This window comes from Mediterraneibacter agrestimuris (assembly GCF_943193195.1).
Classification (GTDB): Bacteria; Bacillota; Clostridia; order Lachnospirales; family Lachnospiraceae; genus Schaedlerella; species Schaedlerella agrestimuris.
This window is the reverse complement of record NZ_CALPDG010000055.1, coordinates 1-17,866: the sequence shown is the minus strand read 5'-3', so window position 1 is coordinate 17,866 and position 17,866 is coordinate 1. Positions and strand designations below refer to the sequence as shown.

13 protein-coding genes, 3 tRNA genes and 1 other annotated feature are annotated in these 17,866 nt (G+C 42.9%); of the genes, 4 read left to right on the top strand and 12 right to left on the bottom strand.

The features are described from left to right. Positions 1 to 301 precede the first annotated feature (301 nt). Together dtd and NFS18_RS17085 are read left to right on the top strand one after the other, a co-directional pair. Entirely contained in the window at positions 302 to 748 is a 447-nt protein-coding gene (gene dtd, locus NFS18_RS17090) for a D-aminoacyl-tRNA deacylase (protein ID WP_251392479.1), read from the top strand. A 151-nt stretch (positions 749 to 899) separates the two neighbouring features. Continuing rightward, a tRNA-Thr gene (locus NFS18_RS17085) sits at positions 900 to 971 on the top strand. A gap of 38 nt (positions 972 to 1,009) precedes the next feature. Here NFS18_RS17085 and NFS18_RS17080 read toward each other — a convergent pair. The 12 genes from NFS18_RS17080 to NFS18_RS17025 form a co-directional block, all read right to left on the bottom strand. Next, positions 1,010 to 1,618, bottom strand: a complete 609-nt coding sequence (locus NFS18_RS17080) for a sigma-70 family RNA polymerase sigma factor (protein ID WP_251392477.1) — start codon at positions 1,616 to 1,618, stop codon at positions 1,010 to 1,012. Beyond that, positions 1,618 to 2,352 (bottom strand): 23S rRNA (guanosine(2251)-2'-O)-methyltransferase RlmB, encoded by a 735-nt coding sequence (rlmB, locus tag NFS18_RS17075; RefSeq protein ID WP_251392482.1) that lies wholly within the window; start codon positions 2,350 to 2,352, stop codon positions 1,618 to 1,620. Before rlmB ends, NFS18_RS17080 begins: the two co-directional genes overlap by 1 nt. 85 nt (positions 2,353 to 2,437) lie before the next feature. After that, positions 2,438 to 2,911: a Mini-ribonuclease 3 gene (locus NFS18_RS17070; RefSeq protein ID WP_251392475.1), complete on the bottom strand. Its 474-nt coding sequence runs from the start codon at positions 2,909 to 2,911 to the stop codon at positions 2,438 to 2,440. Further along, positions 2,896 to 4,302 (bottom strand): cysteine--tRNA ligase, encoded by a 1,407-nt coding sequence (cysS, locus tag NFS18_RS17065; RefSeq protein WP_251392471.1) that lies wholly within the window; start codon positions 4,300 to 4,302, stop codon positions 2,896 to 2,898. Before cysS ends, NFS18_RS17070 begins: the two co-directional genes overlap by 16 nt. Positions 4,303 to 4,372: 70 nt before the next feature. After that, complete coding sequence (gene epsC, locus NFS18_RS17060; RefSeq protein ID WP_251392470.1) at positions 4,373 to 5,062, bottom strand: serine O-acetyltransferase EpsC; 690 nt, start codon at positions 5,060 to 5,062, stop codon at positions 4,373 to 4,375. Between the two features lie 227 nt (positions 5,063 to 5,289). After that, positions 5,290 to 5,574: a binding site (T-box leader), on the bottom strand. A gap of 266 nt (positions 5,575 to 5,840) precedes the next feature. Next, entirely contained in the window at positions 5,841 to 7,097 is a 1,257-nt protein-coding gene (locus NFS18_RS17055; RefSeq protein ID WP_251392469.1) for a GNAT family N-acetyltransferase, read from the bottom strand. A 67-nt stretch (positions 7,098 to 7,164) separates the two neighbouring features. Further along, positions 7,165 to 7,719: a 2-C-methyl-D-erythritol 2,4-cyclodiphosphate synthase gene (gene ispF / locus NFS18_RS17050; protein WP_251392468.1), complete on the bottom strand. Its 555-nt coding sequence runs from the start codon at positions 7,717 to 7,719 to the stop codon at positions 7,165 to 7,167. Between the two features lie 2 nt (positions 7,720 to 7,721). After that, positions 7,722 to 8,279 carry a hypothetical protein gene (locus NFS18_RS17045; protein ID WP_251392466.1) on the bottom strand — a complete coding sequence of 186 codons (558 nt, stop codon included), beginning with the start codon at positions 8,277 to 8,279 and terminating at the stop codon, positions 7,722 to 7,724. A gap of 215 nt (positions 8,280 to 8,494) precedes the next feature. After that, positions 8,495 to 8,568: transfer RNA gene (locus tag NFS18_RS17040), tRNA-Met, on the bottom strand. Positions 8,569 to 8,627: 59 nt separating this feature from the next. Continuing rightward, a tRNA-Val gene (locus tag NFS18_RS17035) sits at positions 8,628 to 8,700 on the bottom strand. Positions 8,701 to 8,884: 184 nt separating this feature from the next. Next, on the bottom strand, positions 8,885 to 12,640 hold the full coding sequence (locus NFS18_RS17030; RefSeq protein WP_251392465.1) for a phosphoribosylformylglycinamidine synthase: 3,756 nt from the start codon (positions 12,638 to 12,640) through the stop codon (positions 8,885 to 8,887). A 130-nt stretch (positions 12,641 to 12,770) separates the two neighbouring features. Beyond that, positions 12,771 to 13,496: a TIGR01906 family membrane protein gene (locus tag NFS18_RS17025; protein ID WP_251392464.1), complete on the bottom strand. Its 726-nt coding sequence runs from the start codon at positions 13,494 to 13,496 to the stop codon at positions 12,771 to 12,773. A gap of 184 nt (positions 13,497 to 13,680) precedes the next feature. On the opposite strand from NFS18_RS17025, the gene NFS18_RS17020 reads away from it, so the two are divergent. Both NFS18_RS17020 and NFS18_RS17015 read left to right on the top strand, forming a co-directional pair. Further along, on the top strand, positions 13,681 to 14,481 hold the full coding sequence (locus NFS18_RS17020; protein WP_251392462.1) for a transporter substrate-binding domain-containing protein: 801 nt from the start codon (positions 13,681 to 13,683) through the stop codon (positions 14,479 to 14,481). A gap of 14 nt (positions 14,482 to 14,495) precedes the next feature. Continuing rightward, positions 14,496 to 17,567: a mechanosensitive ion channel domain-containing protein gene (locus NFS18_RS17015; protein WP_251392460.1), complete on the top strand. Its 3,072-nt coding sequence runs from the start codon at positions 14,496 to 14,498 to the stop codon at positions 17,565 to 17,567. The last annotated feature ends 299 nt before the right edge of the window (positions 17,568 to 17,866 follow it).

The window sequence follows — 17,866 nt, the reverse complement described above, 5'->3', positions numbered from 1 at the left end:
TGGCCGTTGTGGCAAGGAGTTATTGACCGCAAAGCTTATATTGTCAAGTGGTGAATACGGATAATTGCGGAAGAACCAAATCTGTTACATAACTTTGCACATTGTGAAATAAGCCGGAAATCAACAGACCGCAAGGCTTCCGCTAAATTGTTCTCTGTTTGAATAAAAAAGAGTATTTTCATGTGATACATTTTTTAAATTGTCATTCTACTGGTTATATGATACAATTCTCATGGTAATCTGATATAAAAAACAATATTTTTTATAAATCCGCAAAAGATCTATTGGAGGTAACCATACTATGAAATTTGTAATTCAGCGTGTAACAGAAGCCAATGTCTCTGTAGACAGCCAAATCATCGGAGAGATCCAGAAAGGATATATGGTATTGATCGGCATTGCCGAAGAGGATACTGCGGAAACGGCAGATAAGATGGTACGCAAAATGATCGGTCTGCGCATTTTCGAGGATGAGAACGGCAAAACAAATCTTTCCCTCGCAGATGTAAACGGCAGTCTTCTGCTCATCTCACAATTTACCCTTTACGCAAACTGTAAAAAAGGAAACCGTCCCAGCTTCATTGAAGCAGGCTCTCCAGAGAAGGCAGACGCACTCTACGAATACATCATTGAAAAATGCAGAGAATCTGTACCAAACGTGCAAAAAGGTTCTTTCGGTGCAGAGATGAAAGTCAGCCTTGTGAATGACGGACCGTTTACAATTGTTTTAGATTCTGCCCAGTTATAAGTAGTACCTGTCAAATACACTATGATTATGAAATGTAATAAAATAACACGGCAAAATAATAGCAAAATTATTTCAAAAAAATATTGACAATTTGTCTTGTTTTATTGTATATTTAATAAGCTATGTACATGCAATGCTGACACATAGAAATGCTGTTGTGGCTCAGCGGTAGAGCACTTCCTTGGTAAGGAAGGGGTCGGCGGTTCAATTCCGCTCAACAGCTTCAAAAAACCGTTATCCTTTCGGACGACGGTTTTTTGATTACTTCAACATCTTTTCTGCCTTGGCACGTATCCTCTGCAGCGCATTGTCAATCGCCTTCGGGCTCTTTTCTAAAATCTCTGCAATCTTTCGGTAATCTGTTCCCATCAAGTGTAAATACAGCACATGATTTTCTAAAGAACTCAAAGAATCCTTCAACTCTTCCACAAATGCTTCCGTGATTTTTTTCCCAATATAAAGCGCCTCCGGGTTATTATCTATACTAGATTCGATCGTATCGATCAGCGGCGGATTTTTCTCATCTCCATTCTCGCTCTCTTCATATAAGGAAATATAAGAATTCAGCGGAATGTGTTTTTTTCGCTTAGAGCTTTCAATTGCAGAATACATCTGCCGGGAAACACAAAGCTCCGCAAAACTAAAAAAACCCGCGCCTTGTGATTCATCAAAACTGCGCACTGCTTTCATCAATCCAATCATTCCTTCTTGAATCAGGTCTTCGTTCTCCCCGCCCAGCAGATACATGGCACGTGCCTTTTTACGCACCATAGGCTTATATTTATCCATCAGATAATCCATGATCTCAGAATTTCCTTTCCGGTATTCTGAAATCAGATATTCATCCGCCATCATCTCATAATTCTGCATTATTTCATCCTCTGTCTTACAATCTCGTACGCCAATACACCAGCTGCAACAGATGCATTCAAGGAGTCGATTTCACCTTTCATTGGAATTCCCGCAATAAAGTCACATTTTTCTTTTACAAGGCGTCCTACCCCTTCCCCTTCATTTCCAATCACAAGACCAATCGGTCCGGTCAGATTCAGGCGATACATGGATTCTCCGTCCATATCCGCACAGACAAACCATAATCCTCTCTCTTTTAACTCATCCATGGTCTTTGCCAGATTGGTCACCTTGGCAACCGGAGTATAATTGAGCGCTCCCGCTGACGTCTTGGCAACAGTCGCAGTCAGTCCTACTGCTCTACGTTTTGGAATGATGACCCCATGCGCCCCCGCAAGATTAGCAGTACGGATAATGGCGCCAAGATTATGCGGATCTTCGATGTTATCCAAGAGCAGGATAAACGGATCTTCCCCACGCTCTTTTGCCAGCTTGAACATGTCCTCAATTTCCGCATACTCATAAGCCGCCGCATAGGCGATCACACCCTGATGCTTTCCTGTTTGTGAAAGCTGATTGAGCCGATCCTTTCCTACAAAATTCAGAATCGTATCATGTTTCTTAGCCTCTCTGACAATGGTGCGGACCGGACCATCCTGACAACCGTCCAGCACAAACACTTTATCAATCGGCTTTCCCGAGCGAAATGCTTCCAACACTGCATTTCTTCCTTCTATAACGAGCGTATGCATTCTCTCGTCAAATTCCTCGTTTTTCACTCCCCGTTCACTCTCATGATTCTTGATATTTTCACTCGTCATCTCCCGGCGCCTTTTTTCATCCCATCCGCTTCTGCCCATTCATATTCTCCTTCTCTTCCAGACTATCAAGTCCGATCTTCACCAACTCCATTATTCTTTCATATTCCCTTTTCAAATACAAAAATCCAATCAGCGCTTCAAATCCGGTCGCCCTTCTATAATCTGTAATAGACTGGTTTTTTGCCGGAGAAACAGACTTGGCATTGCGCCCTCTCCGATAAATCGCATGTTCCTCTTCGTTTAGGCAAGGCTGCATGGCGCGCATCATTTTCGACTGGGAAGACGCCTGCACATATCCGCTCGTCTCTTCATGTAACTTATGCACCTGCTTATTGCCGCGGTTTATCACCATACTTTTGATGATCAGGTCAAATACACAGTCTCCGATATATGCCAGAACAAGAGGTGAATAACTATTCGTATCCACCTCCTGAAGCTGAAGCGCATTTTCTATATAATCATGAAAATCTATCATTACGCTCTTTTCCATTTTACTCCTTCTCTTGTATCTTCCAGAATGATCCCCCTTGCCAAAAGCTCGCCGCGGATCTCGTCTGCTCTGGCAAAATTACGTTCTTTTCTTGCCGCCTGACGTTCTTGGATCAGGGCTTCAATATCTCCGTCCAGCAATTCTTCTTTTTCTTCTACTACAATGCCGAGTACGTCAGTTAATTTGACGATCATCTCAAGCAGAGCCTGAAGATATGCCTTGGAGCTTTCCCCATCTGTGGTAGTATTGGCATATTTCACCAGTTCAAATACAGCTGCAATGGCATCTGCTGTATTAAAATCATCTTCCATTGCCTTCTCGAAATTCACTATATACTCCCGCGCTTTTGTCACCTTCCCCTGCTCTGCTTCTGTCATTTCTTTGACAGAAGCATTTCCCAGCAGAAAACGTAAATTATCAGCTGCGGTCTTGATTCTCTCCAGGCCATTCTTGGCCGCTTCCATCAATTCTGCACTAAAATTCAACGGACTTCTGTAATGTGCACTAAGCATGAAGAAACGAAGTACCTGAAGATCGTACTTTTCACTGATCTCTCTGACAGTAAAGAAATTCCCCAGCGATTTGGACATCTTACGATTGTCAATATTTAAGAAACCATTGTGCAGCCAGTATTTTGCAAATTCTTTCCCGTTTGCCGCCTCACTCTGCGCTATTTCATTTTCATGGTGCGGGAAGATCAGATCCTCTCCGCCCGCATGAATGTCAATCTGCTCGCCAAGATATTTCTTAGACATCTCAGAACATTCGATGTGCCATCCCGGACGTCCGTCGCTCCACGGAGACTCCCAAGCCGGTTCACCTTCCTTCTTCGGCTTCCAAAGTACAAAATCCAGCGGATCTTCCTTCTCATCCTCACCGCTCACAAGAAGAGAACGGTTGCCTGAACGCAGATCATCCAGATTCTTGTGAGACAGCTTTCCATAATCCTTGAACTTCCTTGCACGGAAATATACCGTTCCATTCTTAGCATAGGCATATCCTTTTTCAATCAATGTCTGGATCAACTCGATCATACCGCCAATTTCTTCTGTCGCAAGAGGATGTGTGGTAGCAGGCTTCACATTCAACCCTTCCATATCCTTCTTACACTCTGCAATATAACGCTTGGAAATCTCATCCGCTGTCACGCCTTCTTCAATTGCTTTTTTAATAATCTTATCATCTACATCTGTAAAATTGGTTACAAAGTTCACATCATATCCCTTGTACTCAAAATATCTTCTGACCGTGTCGAATACGATCATCGGTCTCGCATTTCCAATATGGATAAAGTTATAGACCGTCGGTCCGCAGACATACATCCTTACCTTGCCCTCTTCCAATGGAACAAATTCCTCTTTTGATTTTGACATTGTATTATATAATTTCATCTTCTCTTACCTCTCCTTTCATTATATCTCTTCTCTGTACTTTTCAGTACAGTAGTATCTCGTTTCCTCTTTATATCTCCCGGGGACATTTTGCATCCGCTCCGTCCAAGCATTTCAGACGGCTTTCCATCTCCAGAAGCTGTTCATGAAGCTGAAAATTCGCAATCTGCAATTCCTTGATATCGTTTAGCATCGGATCAGGCAGATGAATCTGATCCATGTCGGCACGCGGCACTTTCTTATCATCTCTCCTGACAATACGTCCCGGCACGCCGACCACCGTACAGTTCGGGGGTACTTCTTCCAGAACAACAGACCCTGCGCCGATCTTGGAATTTTCCCCAATGGTAAAGGAGCCAAGTATCTTCGCGCCCGCACTGACCATAACATTATCCTTCAGCGTTGGATGACGTTTGCCCTGTTCTTTTCCGGTACCTCCTAATGTCACACCTTGATACAACGTAATATTATCTCCGAGGATCGCTGTCTCTCCGATGATCACACCGCTTCCATGATCAATGAAAAGACCTTTTCCGATCGTTGCGCCCGGATGGATCTCAATCCCCGTCTTACGGACAGCCCGCTGAGATATCCATCTCGCCCAGAAGTAATGCTTTTTTAAATATAATTTATGAGCCACTCGATAACTCAAGATCACCTTAAAACTAGGATATAAAAGCACTTCCCAGTTCGACTTGATCGCCGGGTCACGCTCCCTGACAACCTGAATCTCTTCTTTGATATAAGATATCATTCCCATAGTTTTTCTCCTAAATAACAACACATAATTGCACGAAATACATTTTAGTATAACAGGATTCCAGAGGATTTTCCTGTTATATAGAACAAAGAATGTGCTTCGCACATTCTTGCGCCTGCGGCGGTCGCTTGCGACATCTTCATTGTACGCCGCAGTGCGCATCCTGCGGAGCGTTTTATGATATAGGAAAGTAAGAACTTTCCTATATCATAAAAAACTCCGTCTCACTAAGAGACGAAGTTCATCCGTGGTTCCACTCTAATTTTAAAAGACTGCTTCCTGTCCTTTTACTCTTAACGTATAACGTCCGTCACCCGTATCTTACTATTTACCATCTGTTCTAACCCAATGTACCTGACCGATTCCCATTCACAGTCATTCACAGATAATTTTCATAAAATCAGCTCCCGAATGCACTTCACAACCACTCCGCTTAAGACTGCTTTCAGCCGATGACAGTCTCTCTCTGCTAAGCCTCCGCTGCTGCTACTCTCTCCGTTCATTGCCTTTTCTTCATAGCAAATTATATTTCATTGTACTAGATACTATATTATGCAATAAAACCGATTTTGTCAAACGCTTTTTACTTACTTTTCACACCTACGGTGCTCAAAGCGTTACTGTTCACACCCTACAGGTGCTCCAGTAACAGTATCCAGCCCATTTTAGGTCACCTTCGGCGAGGGGCTGGATATATTGCTGTCATCACTTCATTGGCTGGACACCTTGCAGCACAGTGCAAGGTGCCGTGTGAACAGTAACCTCAAAGCAACAATTTTTACACAATTTCATTCAAATAGACTGCATTCAGTGTCTGTATCTTTCTTAACTCTTCCACCAAATGCTCCGTCAGATACACATCTGGCTCTTCTGCTACTTCCTCCACACTCTTATATCCAAATAAAAGACTTGTCAATGCTGCGATTGTCAGAACACCCTCCGAATCCTCAGTTTCCCTTACGAGCAAGTCTTCTGCGGTAACTACTTCTGTCCCTTCCTCTTGCTCCTGCATCTGTGTGAACTCCAAAGCCTTACTTTTCAACTTCCACACCCGGCTGTTTTGCGGAAGGATCGAATCCAGCACTGCGAAAGAACAGTCTATTTCTTCTCCCTCTTTTGCTTTTATGGCTTTTAAAAGATTTTCCAGATGGATAATCCGAACCATAATCGTCGATTTCACACCCTCATTACTCTTGTCAATATCAGCATATACTGCCGCACAACTTTGTCCTCTTTCTGTACAAAGACTGCGTACTGCATTCCAGAAATCCATCTCATATTCCTTTAGATAAAGAGGTTCCCGAATCTCCAGCCCGTCCTCATCACTATACAGGAAAGTCCCGACCACTTTACTGTCTTTTTCCAGCAGCCGGATTCCGCCGTTTTCACTCTGCTGCTCAAAGAGCATTATTTGATAATAACCTTCATCGCGCACTGCATATACTTGAAACTTCTCCGCAAAATAAGTATTGAAAAATTCTGCCAGTAATTTCCCATCACCGATTCCCGCGTCTGAAACAACACAAGCAGCTTCCTTATTTCCCAATCCCTTAATTCTTGCTCTGGTAAACGGATTTTCTGCCAATTCACTTTCAGGTTTTTCCAGAGCAATCTGCTCATCTTCAATTGTATACGTCCATACATTCTGGTCGTATACAAACCGGAAATCATATGGAGTATAGATTGACTCTGCCGCAGGCATCAAAAAAGTAAATAACTCTTTCCGGCTATACATGTCCTGCATGGATTTCTTAAGAATTTTCCCCATATATCCGCGTCTGCGATATGCAGACTCAGTCGCCACCGCAATGATATAATGTCCTATAAACTGTTCTTCTCCAACCTGTATTGTATACGGATTCAGATGCAGCATGGAACGGACATCTTCATCCTCTTCTATCACATAAATCTCGTTATCCCTCGTTTTAAAGAAGTAATAATAATCCAGAAATTCTTTCGAGTCCTCATCAAAGACACATTCCCATAGGTTTCTGGTTTTGCTGTGTTCGCTCTTATCCAGTCTCCGCAGTTCCATACAACATCCCCCATTCATGTTTAAAAGCCCAGATTCTTATCCAAAAATCCGGGCTCCCAATCGTCCTTTATTTCAATTGTTCTTTTTGGCAACCACTACATCCGCCGCAGTTTTGCTCTGTCGGTGTCACATCATAACTGCTGTAGTTTGTCATCTTTTCCAGCAAACAGACCGCCTGTGAAGAGATTCCTTCTCCGTTTCCGGTAAATCCCAGTCCCTCTTCTGTCGTTGCCTTCACATTGATCTGATCAAGTTCAACACGAAGTGCCTTTGCAATATTCCCACGCATTGTATCAATATGCGGGCGCATTTTCGGACGCTGTGCGATAATCGTTGCATCCACATTTTCCACAATAAATCCATGCTCATCTAATAGTCCCGCCACATGCTCCAGCAATTTAATACTGGAAATCCCACGATACTTCTCGTCCGTATCCGGGAAATGCTTTCCGATATCTCCAAGCGCCGCTGCGCCAAGCAGTGCGTCCATAATCGCATGAAGCAGCACATCTGCGTCTGAATGCCCCAGAAGTCCTTTTTCATAAGGAATTTCCACACCGCCCAAGATCAATTTTCTGTTTTCTGTCAATTTATGAACATCATATCCCATTCCAACACGCATAGTTACTTCTCCTCGTAATCGTTCTCCAACTCTTCGGCTGTTTCTAACGTATTTCTTTCTTCATCACGCATAATCTCTATTGCCAGATTGACAGGATCCTTTGTCTCTGCCCTCTTCGCTCTTCCTTCTTCCACCTGTATTTTTAACTGAGATTTCATCTGCTCCTGCGGCTTTTCCGAATGCGTTTCCGGCAACTGACTCACATTTGCCCTCAGATCTGTTTCCTGCGCCGGTATCTTCCTGCGTATTTCTCCTGCAGGCATCGGCGCAGTACGATACAGTGACTGATCGTGCTGCGGCTTTTCAAATAATGGCTGTGTTGAATCCCCCGCATCCGAATCAGAATTTCTCCTGCTCTCTTTTTCTACAAGATGGAGCATTCGTCTAATATGCGTAAACGCATAAAATCCGCCCACTGCTATAAAGAGTACCCCAAAAAGTGCTTTAATAATCAAATCGCTTGGTTGTGCTTTTATCGCCTGTGAAATCACCGAAACTCCTAAAAACACGAGATATCCGCCAAGAATTACTCGCAGTATCAGTCCTGATTTATTATTCATATCATTACTCCTTTGTAATTGTAACAGTTCAGCCTTTTGGCTGAACTGTTACTGAATCCGCCCTATTTTAAGTTCACCTGCGGTGAAAGGGCGGATTCTATTTCTCCAGCACACGTTTTTACGGAGTTTGCAGCGAGTGCAAACTCCTATGCTAAACTGTTACTTATAATTCGCTGTTTCTAAAAAAGCTCTTGCAATTTGCAAGAGCTTCTCAATAGCGGAAACTGGATTTGAACCAGCGACACCACGGGTATGAACCGTGTGCTCTAGCCAACTGAGCTATTCCGCCTCATTATAAGCACTTAACATGTATTCTATACATGCATATGCGCGATTTTAGAAAATTCATGGGGCCTACAGGGCTCGAACCTGTGACCCTCTGCTTGTAAGGCAGATGCTCTCCCAGCTGAGCTAAGACCCCGTATCATTTTCTGGAGCAGATTGCTGTTCTCAACCTGCTCCGCTATTATACTATCAAATTTGTCCAAATGTCAACAGAAAATACCATCTTTTTCAAAGTTCTTCAATTTGATAGAATTTGTCAAATTGTTCGCACAATTCAAACAGTATTTTTTCCATTACTTCTCTGATATTATTCCGCATTTTTACTTAAAATATTTCACCCCGGATTCAAAGATTCTTATATCCTGCTCTCCATAAATGTTGATCGCCACAGAATCATCTCTTCTCTCAGAGTGTGCCATCTTACCAAGCACTCTTCCGTCCGGGCTTGTAATACCTTCTATCGCACAGTAAGAACCGTTAACATTCCACTCTTCATTCATACTGATATTTCCTTCCGGATCACAATATTGTGTTGCCACCTGTCCGTTAACAAACAATTTCTCCAGCCATTCATCGCTGGCAACGAAACGACCCTCGCCGTGAGAAGCCGGATTGGTGTATACACCGCCCAAAGCTGCTTCCTGAAGCCACGGAGACTTATTTGTCACCACCTTCGTGTATACCATCTTGGAAATGTGCCGTCCGATGGTATTGTATGTCAATGTCGGCGAATCTTCTTTCTGTCCTACAATCTCGCCGTATGGTACCAGACCCAGTTTGATCAGGGCCTGAAAACCGTTGCAGATACCTAGCGCCAATCCATCACGCTCATTCAGCAATTTTTCAACTGCCTCTTTGAGCTTTGCATTCTGGAATGCAGTTGCAAAGAACTTCGCAGAACCATCCGGTTCATCTCCTGCACTGAATCCGCCCGGAAACATAATCATCTGTGCCTGTCCGATCATTTTCTCAAACTCTTCCACAGATTCACGGATTCCCGATGCATCCATATTCTTAAAGACCCTTGTAATTACCTTTGCTCCTGCACGTTCAAACGCCCTCTTACTGTCATATTCACAGTTGGTTCCTGGGAATACCGGAATAAATACAGTAGGTTGAGCCAGTTTATGACTGCAAATATGAATGTCAGAAGTATTGAATAATCTCTCCTCAATCTTTTCATCACTGTCAGCCGCGGACTTTGTCGCAAACACTCCTTCCAGTGTTCCTGTCCATGCTTTCACTGCCTCGTCCAGTGTAATCTCTGTATTGCCGTATGCAAATACAGCATGGTCTGTCACTTCACCAATCACAGTATATGTAATTGCCAGATTCTGTACCTGTCCTGCCGGAACCTCGGCGATCAAATCACCAAATGCCGGAGCAAAAGCATCTCTTGTATCCAGATTATGCTCCAGTTTTACACCCATACCGTTACCAAATGCCATTTTGCTGACAGCAGCAATGATACCATAACGATCCATTGCATAAGCAGAAATGATCCTGCCCGCCTGAATATCCTCATAGAATTTTCCATACTGCTCCATAACCTGCGTATAATCCGGCAAATCATAACTGTCTTTCTCAATTCGCAGCCAAACCAGCTTATTTCCTGCCTGCTTCAACTCCGGTGTGATAATATCCTTGTCCTTTGCCATATCGACTGCGAAAGAAACCAGTGTCGGCGGCACATCGATGTCCTGGAATGTTCCAGACATACTGTCCTTTCCTCCGATGGACGGCAGTCCATATCCGAGCTGTGCGTCATATGCGCCCAGAAGCGCTGCAAACGGCTGGCTCCATCTCTTCGGGTCTTCTGTCATACGACGGAAATATTCTTGGAACGTAAAACGGATCTTACTATAATCTCCGCCTGTCGCCACAATTTTAGCCATTGACTCTGTCACTGCATAAATTGCGCCGTGATATGGACTCCAGCTTGACAAATACGGATCAAATCCATAGCTCATCATGGAAACCGCATCTGTCTTTCCTGTCTGTACCGGTACTTTGGCAACCATTGCCTGTGTCTCTGTCATCTGGTACTTACCACCGTGCGGCATCAATACAGAACCGGCGCCGATTGAACCATCAAACATTTCCACGAGACCTTTCTGCGAACAAACATTCAAGTCCTTCAAGGTATCCAGCCATTTTGCCTTTACATCTGCAACTTCATCTCTTGTAAATACAGTATCGCCCATGGATGGAATCTCAACCTCTACATCCGTCTCCTGATGCGCGCCGTTTGTATCCAAGAAGGCTCTGGATAAATTGACGATCTCTTTTCCTCTCCATACAAGCACAAGTCTTGGAGCCTCAGTTACAACTGCAACTTCTACTGCTTCTAAGTTCTCTTCTTTGGCATATGCAAGGAACTGTTCTACATCTTTTGCGTCAACGACAACTGCCATACGCTCCTGGGACTCGGAAATCGCAATCTCTGTTCCGTCCAGTCCCGCATATTTCTTCGGCACCTTGTCCAGATCTACCCGCAGACCATCTGCCAGTTCTCCGATGGCAACTGACACGCCGCCTGCGCCAAAATCGTTACATTTCTTGATCAGCCTGCTGACTTCCTCCCGGCGGAACAGACGCTGGATTTTCCGCTCTGTCGGCGGATTGCCCTTCTGTACCTCTGCACCGCAGGTTTCGATAGATTCTTCGGTATGCACCTTAGAAGAACCGGTTGCACCGCCGCAGCCGTCACGTCCTGTGCGTCCGCCCAACAAAATAATAATATCTCCCGGATCAGAAGTCTCGCGAATTACCGCGCGTCTTGGAGCAGCACCTAATACAGCGCCGATTTCCATACGTTTTGCCACATAATTAGGGTGGTAAATCTCTTTTACCGCCCCGGTTGACAGACCAATCTGGTTACCGTAAGAACTATATCCGCTTGCTGCGCCGCGAACCAGCTTCTTCTGCGGCAGCTTGCCTTTCAATGTATCCTTCACAGATACGGTCGGGTCTGCTGCTCCCGTCACACGCATTGCCTGATAAACATAAGTACGTCCTGACAACGGATCACGGATTGCTCCGCCCAGACAGGTTGCAGCTCCACCGAAAGGTTCAATCTCTGTCGGATGGTTATGTGTCTCATTTTTGAAATTGATCAGCCACTCTTCCTCCGCGCCGTCTACAGCGATCGGCACAACGATACTGCATGCATTGATTTCGTCAGATTCTTCCTGATCTGCAAGCTTTCCTTCTTTTTTCAGCTTTCTCATGGCAAGGAGTGCCAGATCCATCAGACAGACAAACTTGTCTTCTCTTCCTGCAAATATCTCGCTGTGTGTTTTCAGGTAATTCTTATATGTATTCTCGATTGGTCCTCTAAGATCCCCTTCGCCGAACGTTACATTCTTAAGCTCTGTAGAAAATGTCGTATGACGGCAGTGATCAGACCAATATGTATCCAGCACACGAATCTCTGTCATAGAAGGATCACGCTCTTCTTCTGTATTGTAATAGTTCTGAATATGAAGAAAATCCTTAAAAGTCATGGCAAGTCCCAAGGAATCATACAGTTCTTTCAGACTGTCTTTTGGCATTTCCTTAAATCCATCAAAAATCTTCACATCCTCCGGTTCATCAAAAGCAATCACTAATGTGTCTGGTTTGTCCAGGCTCGTCTCTCTGGAATCTACCGGATTGATACAGTGATTCTTCACTGCCGCAAATTCCTCTTCTGTCAAAGTTCCTTCTATCACATATGTAACTGCGGTCTGAATCACCGGTTTTTCGTCTTCTTTAATAAACTGTACACACTGCTCTGCGGAATCTGCTCTCTGGTCAAACTGCCCTGGCAGATACTCTACAGAAAACACATAATCATGATCCTGCTGCGGGAAGTTCTCTAAATAAAGTTCATCCACCGGCGGCTCTGCAAAAACACCTCTGCACGCTTTTTCAAATGTTTCATCAGAAATATTCTCTACATCATAGCGGATCAGCACCCGGACTCCTGTCACGGTCTGAATTCCAAGATAATGCTTAATCTCATGTTTCAAATCCTTCGCCTGTACGGCAAAATCCGGTTTCTTTTCTACATAAACACGTCTTACATTACTCATGTTTTGTCTCCTTTTCTGTGCGGTCTGTTATTCCGGTTATTTACCAGGAAAGATTGTATCCCAAGAATACTTTTTCCTACATATCATCCTAACACACTTATTCTGATAAGAAAAATTAATATAATTAAATTCATTCATAAGTTATGTTAATTAAATAATCTCTCTGATTACTTCTGATAAAAAGCCTTGGAACTGCGATACTCAGCACAAGGAGTACCAAAATCCCCGCCACAAATAATAAACCGATCCGGATTACAAAGTCATAAAACAGCCCTTCTGGGAGCATCCGTATCATATAGTCTTCTGCCGGGTCAAAAAGCCACAGATCATTGTCAAAAAATATCTCATGGAACTTCGTAAAAACAGCGTTGAAGTCCCTTACCACCCAAATTCCCAACATCGTGATCATCACAGCCAGAACTCCCAGCACAATCTGATACCCTCTGCACAGTGCCTTTAATCGTTCCTCTTTCATAAAAAACAGTACAGTCAGACTAATACCCAGAATAATAAACGCTCCTAAACGCAGCTTTAGTCCTCCCAAAAACAGTCCCTGCACCTCTCCCATATGAAACCGGTCCTGCTCATTGAAAAAGTCCTGCTCCTCTCCTTCTATTGTTGTAATGACGCTCAATTCGTCACGTTCTCCGCGCAGATATGCCATCATTTCTTCTGTTACGTACATCACATCGTTCATTTCCATATCCAGATCTGTAAGTACATCATATTTTTTATATTCTTTTTCATAATATCCAAAATCCGAATACATCGCCGCTTCAAACGCAGTAATCAGCAGAATAACGACTGCCGCGATTCCTACTGTGATCCCGATTAGATAACGTATTGTTTTTGCCATAGTAAAATTCCCCTTTCATTTTCATCAATTGTAACAAATAAAGCCTTAAAAAACCAGTTTTTTTATACCGCTCAAATATTCCATTTTTACCAAAAATATAGTTTTTTTCCCATTTCAACACTTAGAGATATGTTCAATTTACGATATAATTTTACAGAATATATATTATTAGGAGGAAATAGCGATGAAGAAAAAGCTTCTAGGCTTAATACTGTCCGGTTTTCTCGTCTTTCTTGCTGTCATAAGTGGATGCGGCAGCGCCGGACAAGGAAAGGGAACTTTAACTGTCGGCGTTCGTGATGACATTATGAATTTTGGATATTTAAATGAAAAAACAGGTAATTTCTACGGCCTTGAAATTGACATTGCCCGCGAAATGGCTGAACGGCTTGGCTTTACAGAGGTAAAATTTGCAGCTGTCAAACCCGAAAACCGCAAACAGACACTATTAGATGAAGAAGTAGACTGTCTGATCGCAGCTTATTCAATTACCGATACACGAATCAAAAACTTTGATTTCTCTCCCGCATATTACACAGACATTACCCAGATTATGGTAGAAAATTCTACCGGATTTGAAAAAATCAATCAATTGAAAGGAAAAACAATCGGCGTAATGAACGGCGCTAATACTGGTCCGGAGCTTGCGATCAAGCTATATGAGATGGGTATAATTTCTGATGACACTTTCTCTGACAGTGATTTAGAAACAGTATACGACAATCTTACTATCAGAAAAATTCCGAGTTATGCAAAGCTTTCCGAAGCTCTTGAAACAGGAGAAGTTGATGCCGTATGTATGGACGGATGTATCTCACAGACATATCTGACAGACAGCCGTGTACTGCTGGACGGATCCATTCATGAACAGCAGTATGGCGTTGCAACTAACAAAGGCTCCGAATTAAGCCAGCCGATATCTGACACCATTCAAAAGATGCTGGATGACGGAACAATTGATATACTAATTGATAAATGGGATTAAAGGGGGATACGGTTTTGTCTAGGAGACTAAAGAAAAAAGCAATTATTTTAATTGCCGCAGAACTGATTTTTTTGGCTGTACTTGGAACCTTCCTTATCACAATGCAGACCAACCTTTCTGTAAGTAATCAAAAAAAAGATATCAGTGAAAAACTCAGCCAGATGGATGAACTAATTACGCAGGCCGAAGAAGCCTCAGTTCAAAATCAGTTGACATATGACGCTATTTATCAGGCAAAAGCCGACAGTGTTGCCTATATGGCAGAACATGAAGTAAATTTTCAAATATCTGATTCCTGTATGAAAGAATATCAGGAACTTTTGAAAGTAGACAATTTACTGGTTGTTAATAAAGATGGTACGATTCTTGCACAGGCTGCAGAAACACCCGCTGATTTTTCTTATGCACGTTACAATCAACTACGAACTGTATTTACTACAAAAAAATCTTCGGAAGCCTTTGAAGTTAATGTCAATGGAATTGTACGCCGTTATTACGGTTCTGCACTGGATGACAGCGCAATGGTTGTCATTGAAGAAGAACCAACAGAATTGTATGAACTCAAGGCAGATACCTCTACATGGTCCAGTATACTGAACCATGTCAGCGTAGGCTTAAACGGTTATACCTTTGTCATATCTGCCAAAAATTATCTGATCGAATATCATCCGGATGAAAAACTAATCGGAACGGATTCTCTGGACGGCGGTATTCCGGTTGAAGCACTTGAGGACGGCAATTACACATGGCTGACACTTAACGGCGAGAAGCTTTACTGTGGTATTACAAAAATAAATGATAATTACCTTATATGCGCAATTCCCGAATCTGAAATTGCTTCCTCGCGTGCAATTACAGTTGGGATTATTCTGTTCATATTCTTTGCTGTTATGACGATCGCAGTATGTTACGGACTGTTACTGATGCACGAAGAAGAACAAAGCGAACCGGAAGATGTTGATTATCACATATTCGGCATATTCCGATATAATAAAAAAATCGGCAGAAAAGCATTTTCGATTTTCACAATCGGTCTGATCGTGATCTTTGCCGTATCACTTTATATGCAGACACTTTTCTCACTGTCCCGTCAGTCTATGAACAACAGCCAGCGGATTCAGGAAGTAGAAAGTGCTATGGCAGACAATAGTATTTCTATTGAGTCTCTTACCAGACAATACAATGAACGCTATTTAAACAAATGTGAGATTGCAGCTTACATCATCCAGAACAAGCCAGAGCTTGCTGATAAAGCATCTCTCCGGGAATTACGGGATACACTGCAGATTAAAGATATCAATGTGTTTAACACAGAGGGAACAATCACTGCTACAAGTGCCTCCTATACTCATTTTACATTGAGTAATGATCCTGAGAGCCAGTCCTACGAGTTCCACAAATTATTAAACGGCGGTGACCACCTGATCCAGGCCGCACAACGAGATGAAACGCTTGGCGAATATCAGCAGTTCATAGGAAAGTCACTGTATAACGATGAAGAAAGTATTAATGGTTTTGTACAGATTGCCATCCGTCCTTCCCGTTTAGAAAAAATCTTGGCAGGAACAGATATCGGCAGTGTACTTAACGGTATCCGTGTAGGCGCAAACGGTTTCGCATTCTCTGTAAACAAAGAGGATTCTGCCTTCTCCTATTATCCTGAGAAAAAGATGATTAATAGAAGCGCTGTCGAAAACGGTATAAAAAAAGAACAACTTCACAATGGTTACAGTGGTTACCTTACCATTGGAAATGTAAAATACTTTGTTTCTTCTATGGAAACAGATGCCGACTATATTTATGTTGCAGTTCCATCCAATGAACTCAGCAATGGTCTTATACCATTGACGCTGACTTCTACGGCATTTGCTTTGATTTGTCTTGCAATCCTTTTCTTTCTTCTGACTTGCAGCAAGACACCTGCAGCAAATGAAGAGCCGGATAGTGAAAAGCCGACAGATGGTCTGATGGATGTAGTCATGCCAGACGGCAGAGTCAGCAAAACATTGTCTGCCGCTAACCGCTGGTCCAATATCACACCAGCCTGGGATGAAAAGACCCCTGAACAACAGGTTGCATCCATCGTTGGAGGACTGTTCTCCCTGTTTGCACTTGCCATTTGTATTGCAGTCCTGTTCCGTGATAAGCTTCTGGAAAGCAATTCCATCTTTGCCTATATTATCAGCGGAAAATGGGAACGGGGTATAAATATCTTCTCCGTAACAGGATGTATCATGATCATCTGCGTTGCAGCCGTAATTACCATGATTTTGAAGCGAATTCTAAAGGTCATGTCCAAGACGTTCAGTGCGCGCGGCGAAACAATCTGCCGGCTTTTAAAAAGCTTTGTAAAATACATCTCAATCCTTGTAATGCTCTACTACTGCTTCGCACTATTTGGCGTGGATACCAAAACACTTCTTGCTTCTGCAGGTATCCTGTCCCTGGTAGTCGGTCTCGGAGCTAAAGACCTTGTTACAGACGTACTTGCCGGTCTGTTCCTAATCTTTGAGGGAGAATTCCGTGTAGGTGATATTGTTATGATAGATGGATACCGCGGTACGGTTGTTGAGATTGGAATCCGTACAACGAAAATTGAAGATCCGGGGAAAAACATCAAAATCTTTAATAACAGCTCTATTTCTGGTATAATCAACATGACAAAGAAGTATTCTGTTGCCGCTTGTACAATCGGAATTGAATACGGTGAATCTCTGGAACGTGTGGAAAGTATACTGGAAAAAGAATTTCCTAATTTACGCAAAAGGCTTCCATCAATCAAAGAAGGACCATTTTATCTCGGTGTCTCATCTCTCGGGGACAACAGCGTTGACCTTAAAATTACAGCACAATGTCTAGAAGCAGACAGAGCCGGTTTGGAACGTAGTTTGAATCGTGAAATGAAGTTACTCTTTGACAAGTACAACATTAACATCCCATTCCCACAGATTGTACTCAATGAACCTGTGGAATATATACAGGCCACCGCTTCCGAAAAAGCACAGGCTGACAGATTCTACGATGAACAAAAAGCACAGGCAAAACAACGCGGTCTTGCAGGCGAGGACGATGAAGAAGAACGTTAAAAGCTGATCCAACTAATTCATTACATAAAGTTTATTTATGGTCTGCAAAAACCGTAAAATCAAAAAGGAGTCTTGTTCCATAACTGATCAGTCAGCCATGGAGCAAGACTCTCTCGCTTTATATATATTCCATTCTCACAGCAGTGAAATTGTTATCATTACACGTTACTGCTCACAGTCAAAATGTACATAAACAGCAAGCTGTGAACAGAACAATCATTTGTTACTGTTCACACCCTGTGGGTGCTCCAGTAACAGTATCCAGCCCATTTTAAGTCGCCTTCGGCGAGGGGCTGGAT

What these genes read in the sequence shown, in the direction of transcription:
- dtd (WP_251392479.1), top strand. Translation starts at nt 302, where the DNA reads ATGAAATTTGTAATTCAGCGTGTAACAGAAGCCAATGTCTCTGTAGAC.
- NFS18_RS17080 (WP_251392477.1), bottom strand. Translation starts at nt 1,618, where the DNA reads ATGCAGAATTATGAGATGATGGCGGATGAATATCTGATTTCAGAATAC.
- rlmB (WP_251392482.1), bottom strand. Translation starts at nt 2,352, where the DNA reads ATGCATACGCTCGTTATAGAAGGAAGAAATGCAGTGTTGGAAGCATTT.
- NFS18_RS17070 (WP_251392475.1), bottom strand. Translation starts at nt 2,911, where the DNA reads ATGGAAAAGAGCGTAATGATAGATTTTCATGATTATATAGAAAATGCG.
- cysS (WP_251392471.1), bottom strand. Translation starts at nt 4,302, where the DNA reads ATGAAATTATATAATACAATGTCAAAATCAAAAGAGGAATTTGTTCCA.
- epsC (WP_251392470.1), bottom strand. Translation starts at nt 5,062, where the DNA reads ATGGGAATGATATCTTATATCAAAGAAGAGATTCAGGTTGTCAGGGAG.
- NFS18_RS17055 (WP_251392469.1), bottom strand. Translation starts at nt 7,097, where the DNA reads ATGGAACTGCGGAGACTGGATAAGAGCGAACACAGCAAAACCAGAAAC.
- ispF (WP_251392468.1), bottom strand. Translation starts at nt 7,719, where the DNA reads ATGCGTGTTGGAATGGGATATGATGTTCATAAATTGACAGAAAACAGA.
- NFS18_RS17045 (WP_251392466.1), bottom strand. Translation starts at nt 8,279, where the DNA reads ATGAATAATAAATCAGGACTGATACTGCGAGTAATTCTTGGCGGATAT.
- NFS18_RS17030 (WP_251392465.1), bottom strand. Translation starts at nt 12,640, where the DNA reads ATGAGTAATGTAAGACGTGTTTATGTAGAAAAGAAACCGGATTTTGCC.
- NFS18_RS17025 (WP_251392464.1), bottom strand. Translation starts at nt 13,496, where the DNA reads ATGGCAAAAACAATACGTTATCTAATCGGGATCACAGTAGGAATCGCG.
- NFS18_RS17020 (WP_251392462.1), top strand. Translation starts at nt 13,681, where the DNA reads ATGAAGAAAAAGCTTCTAGGCTTAATACTGTCCGGTTTTCTCGTCTTT.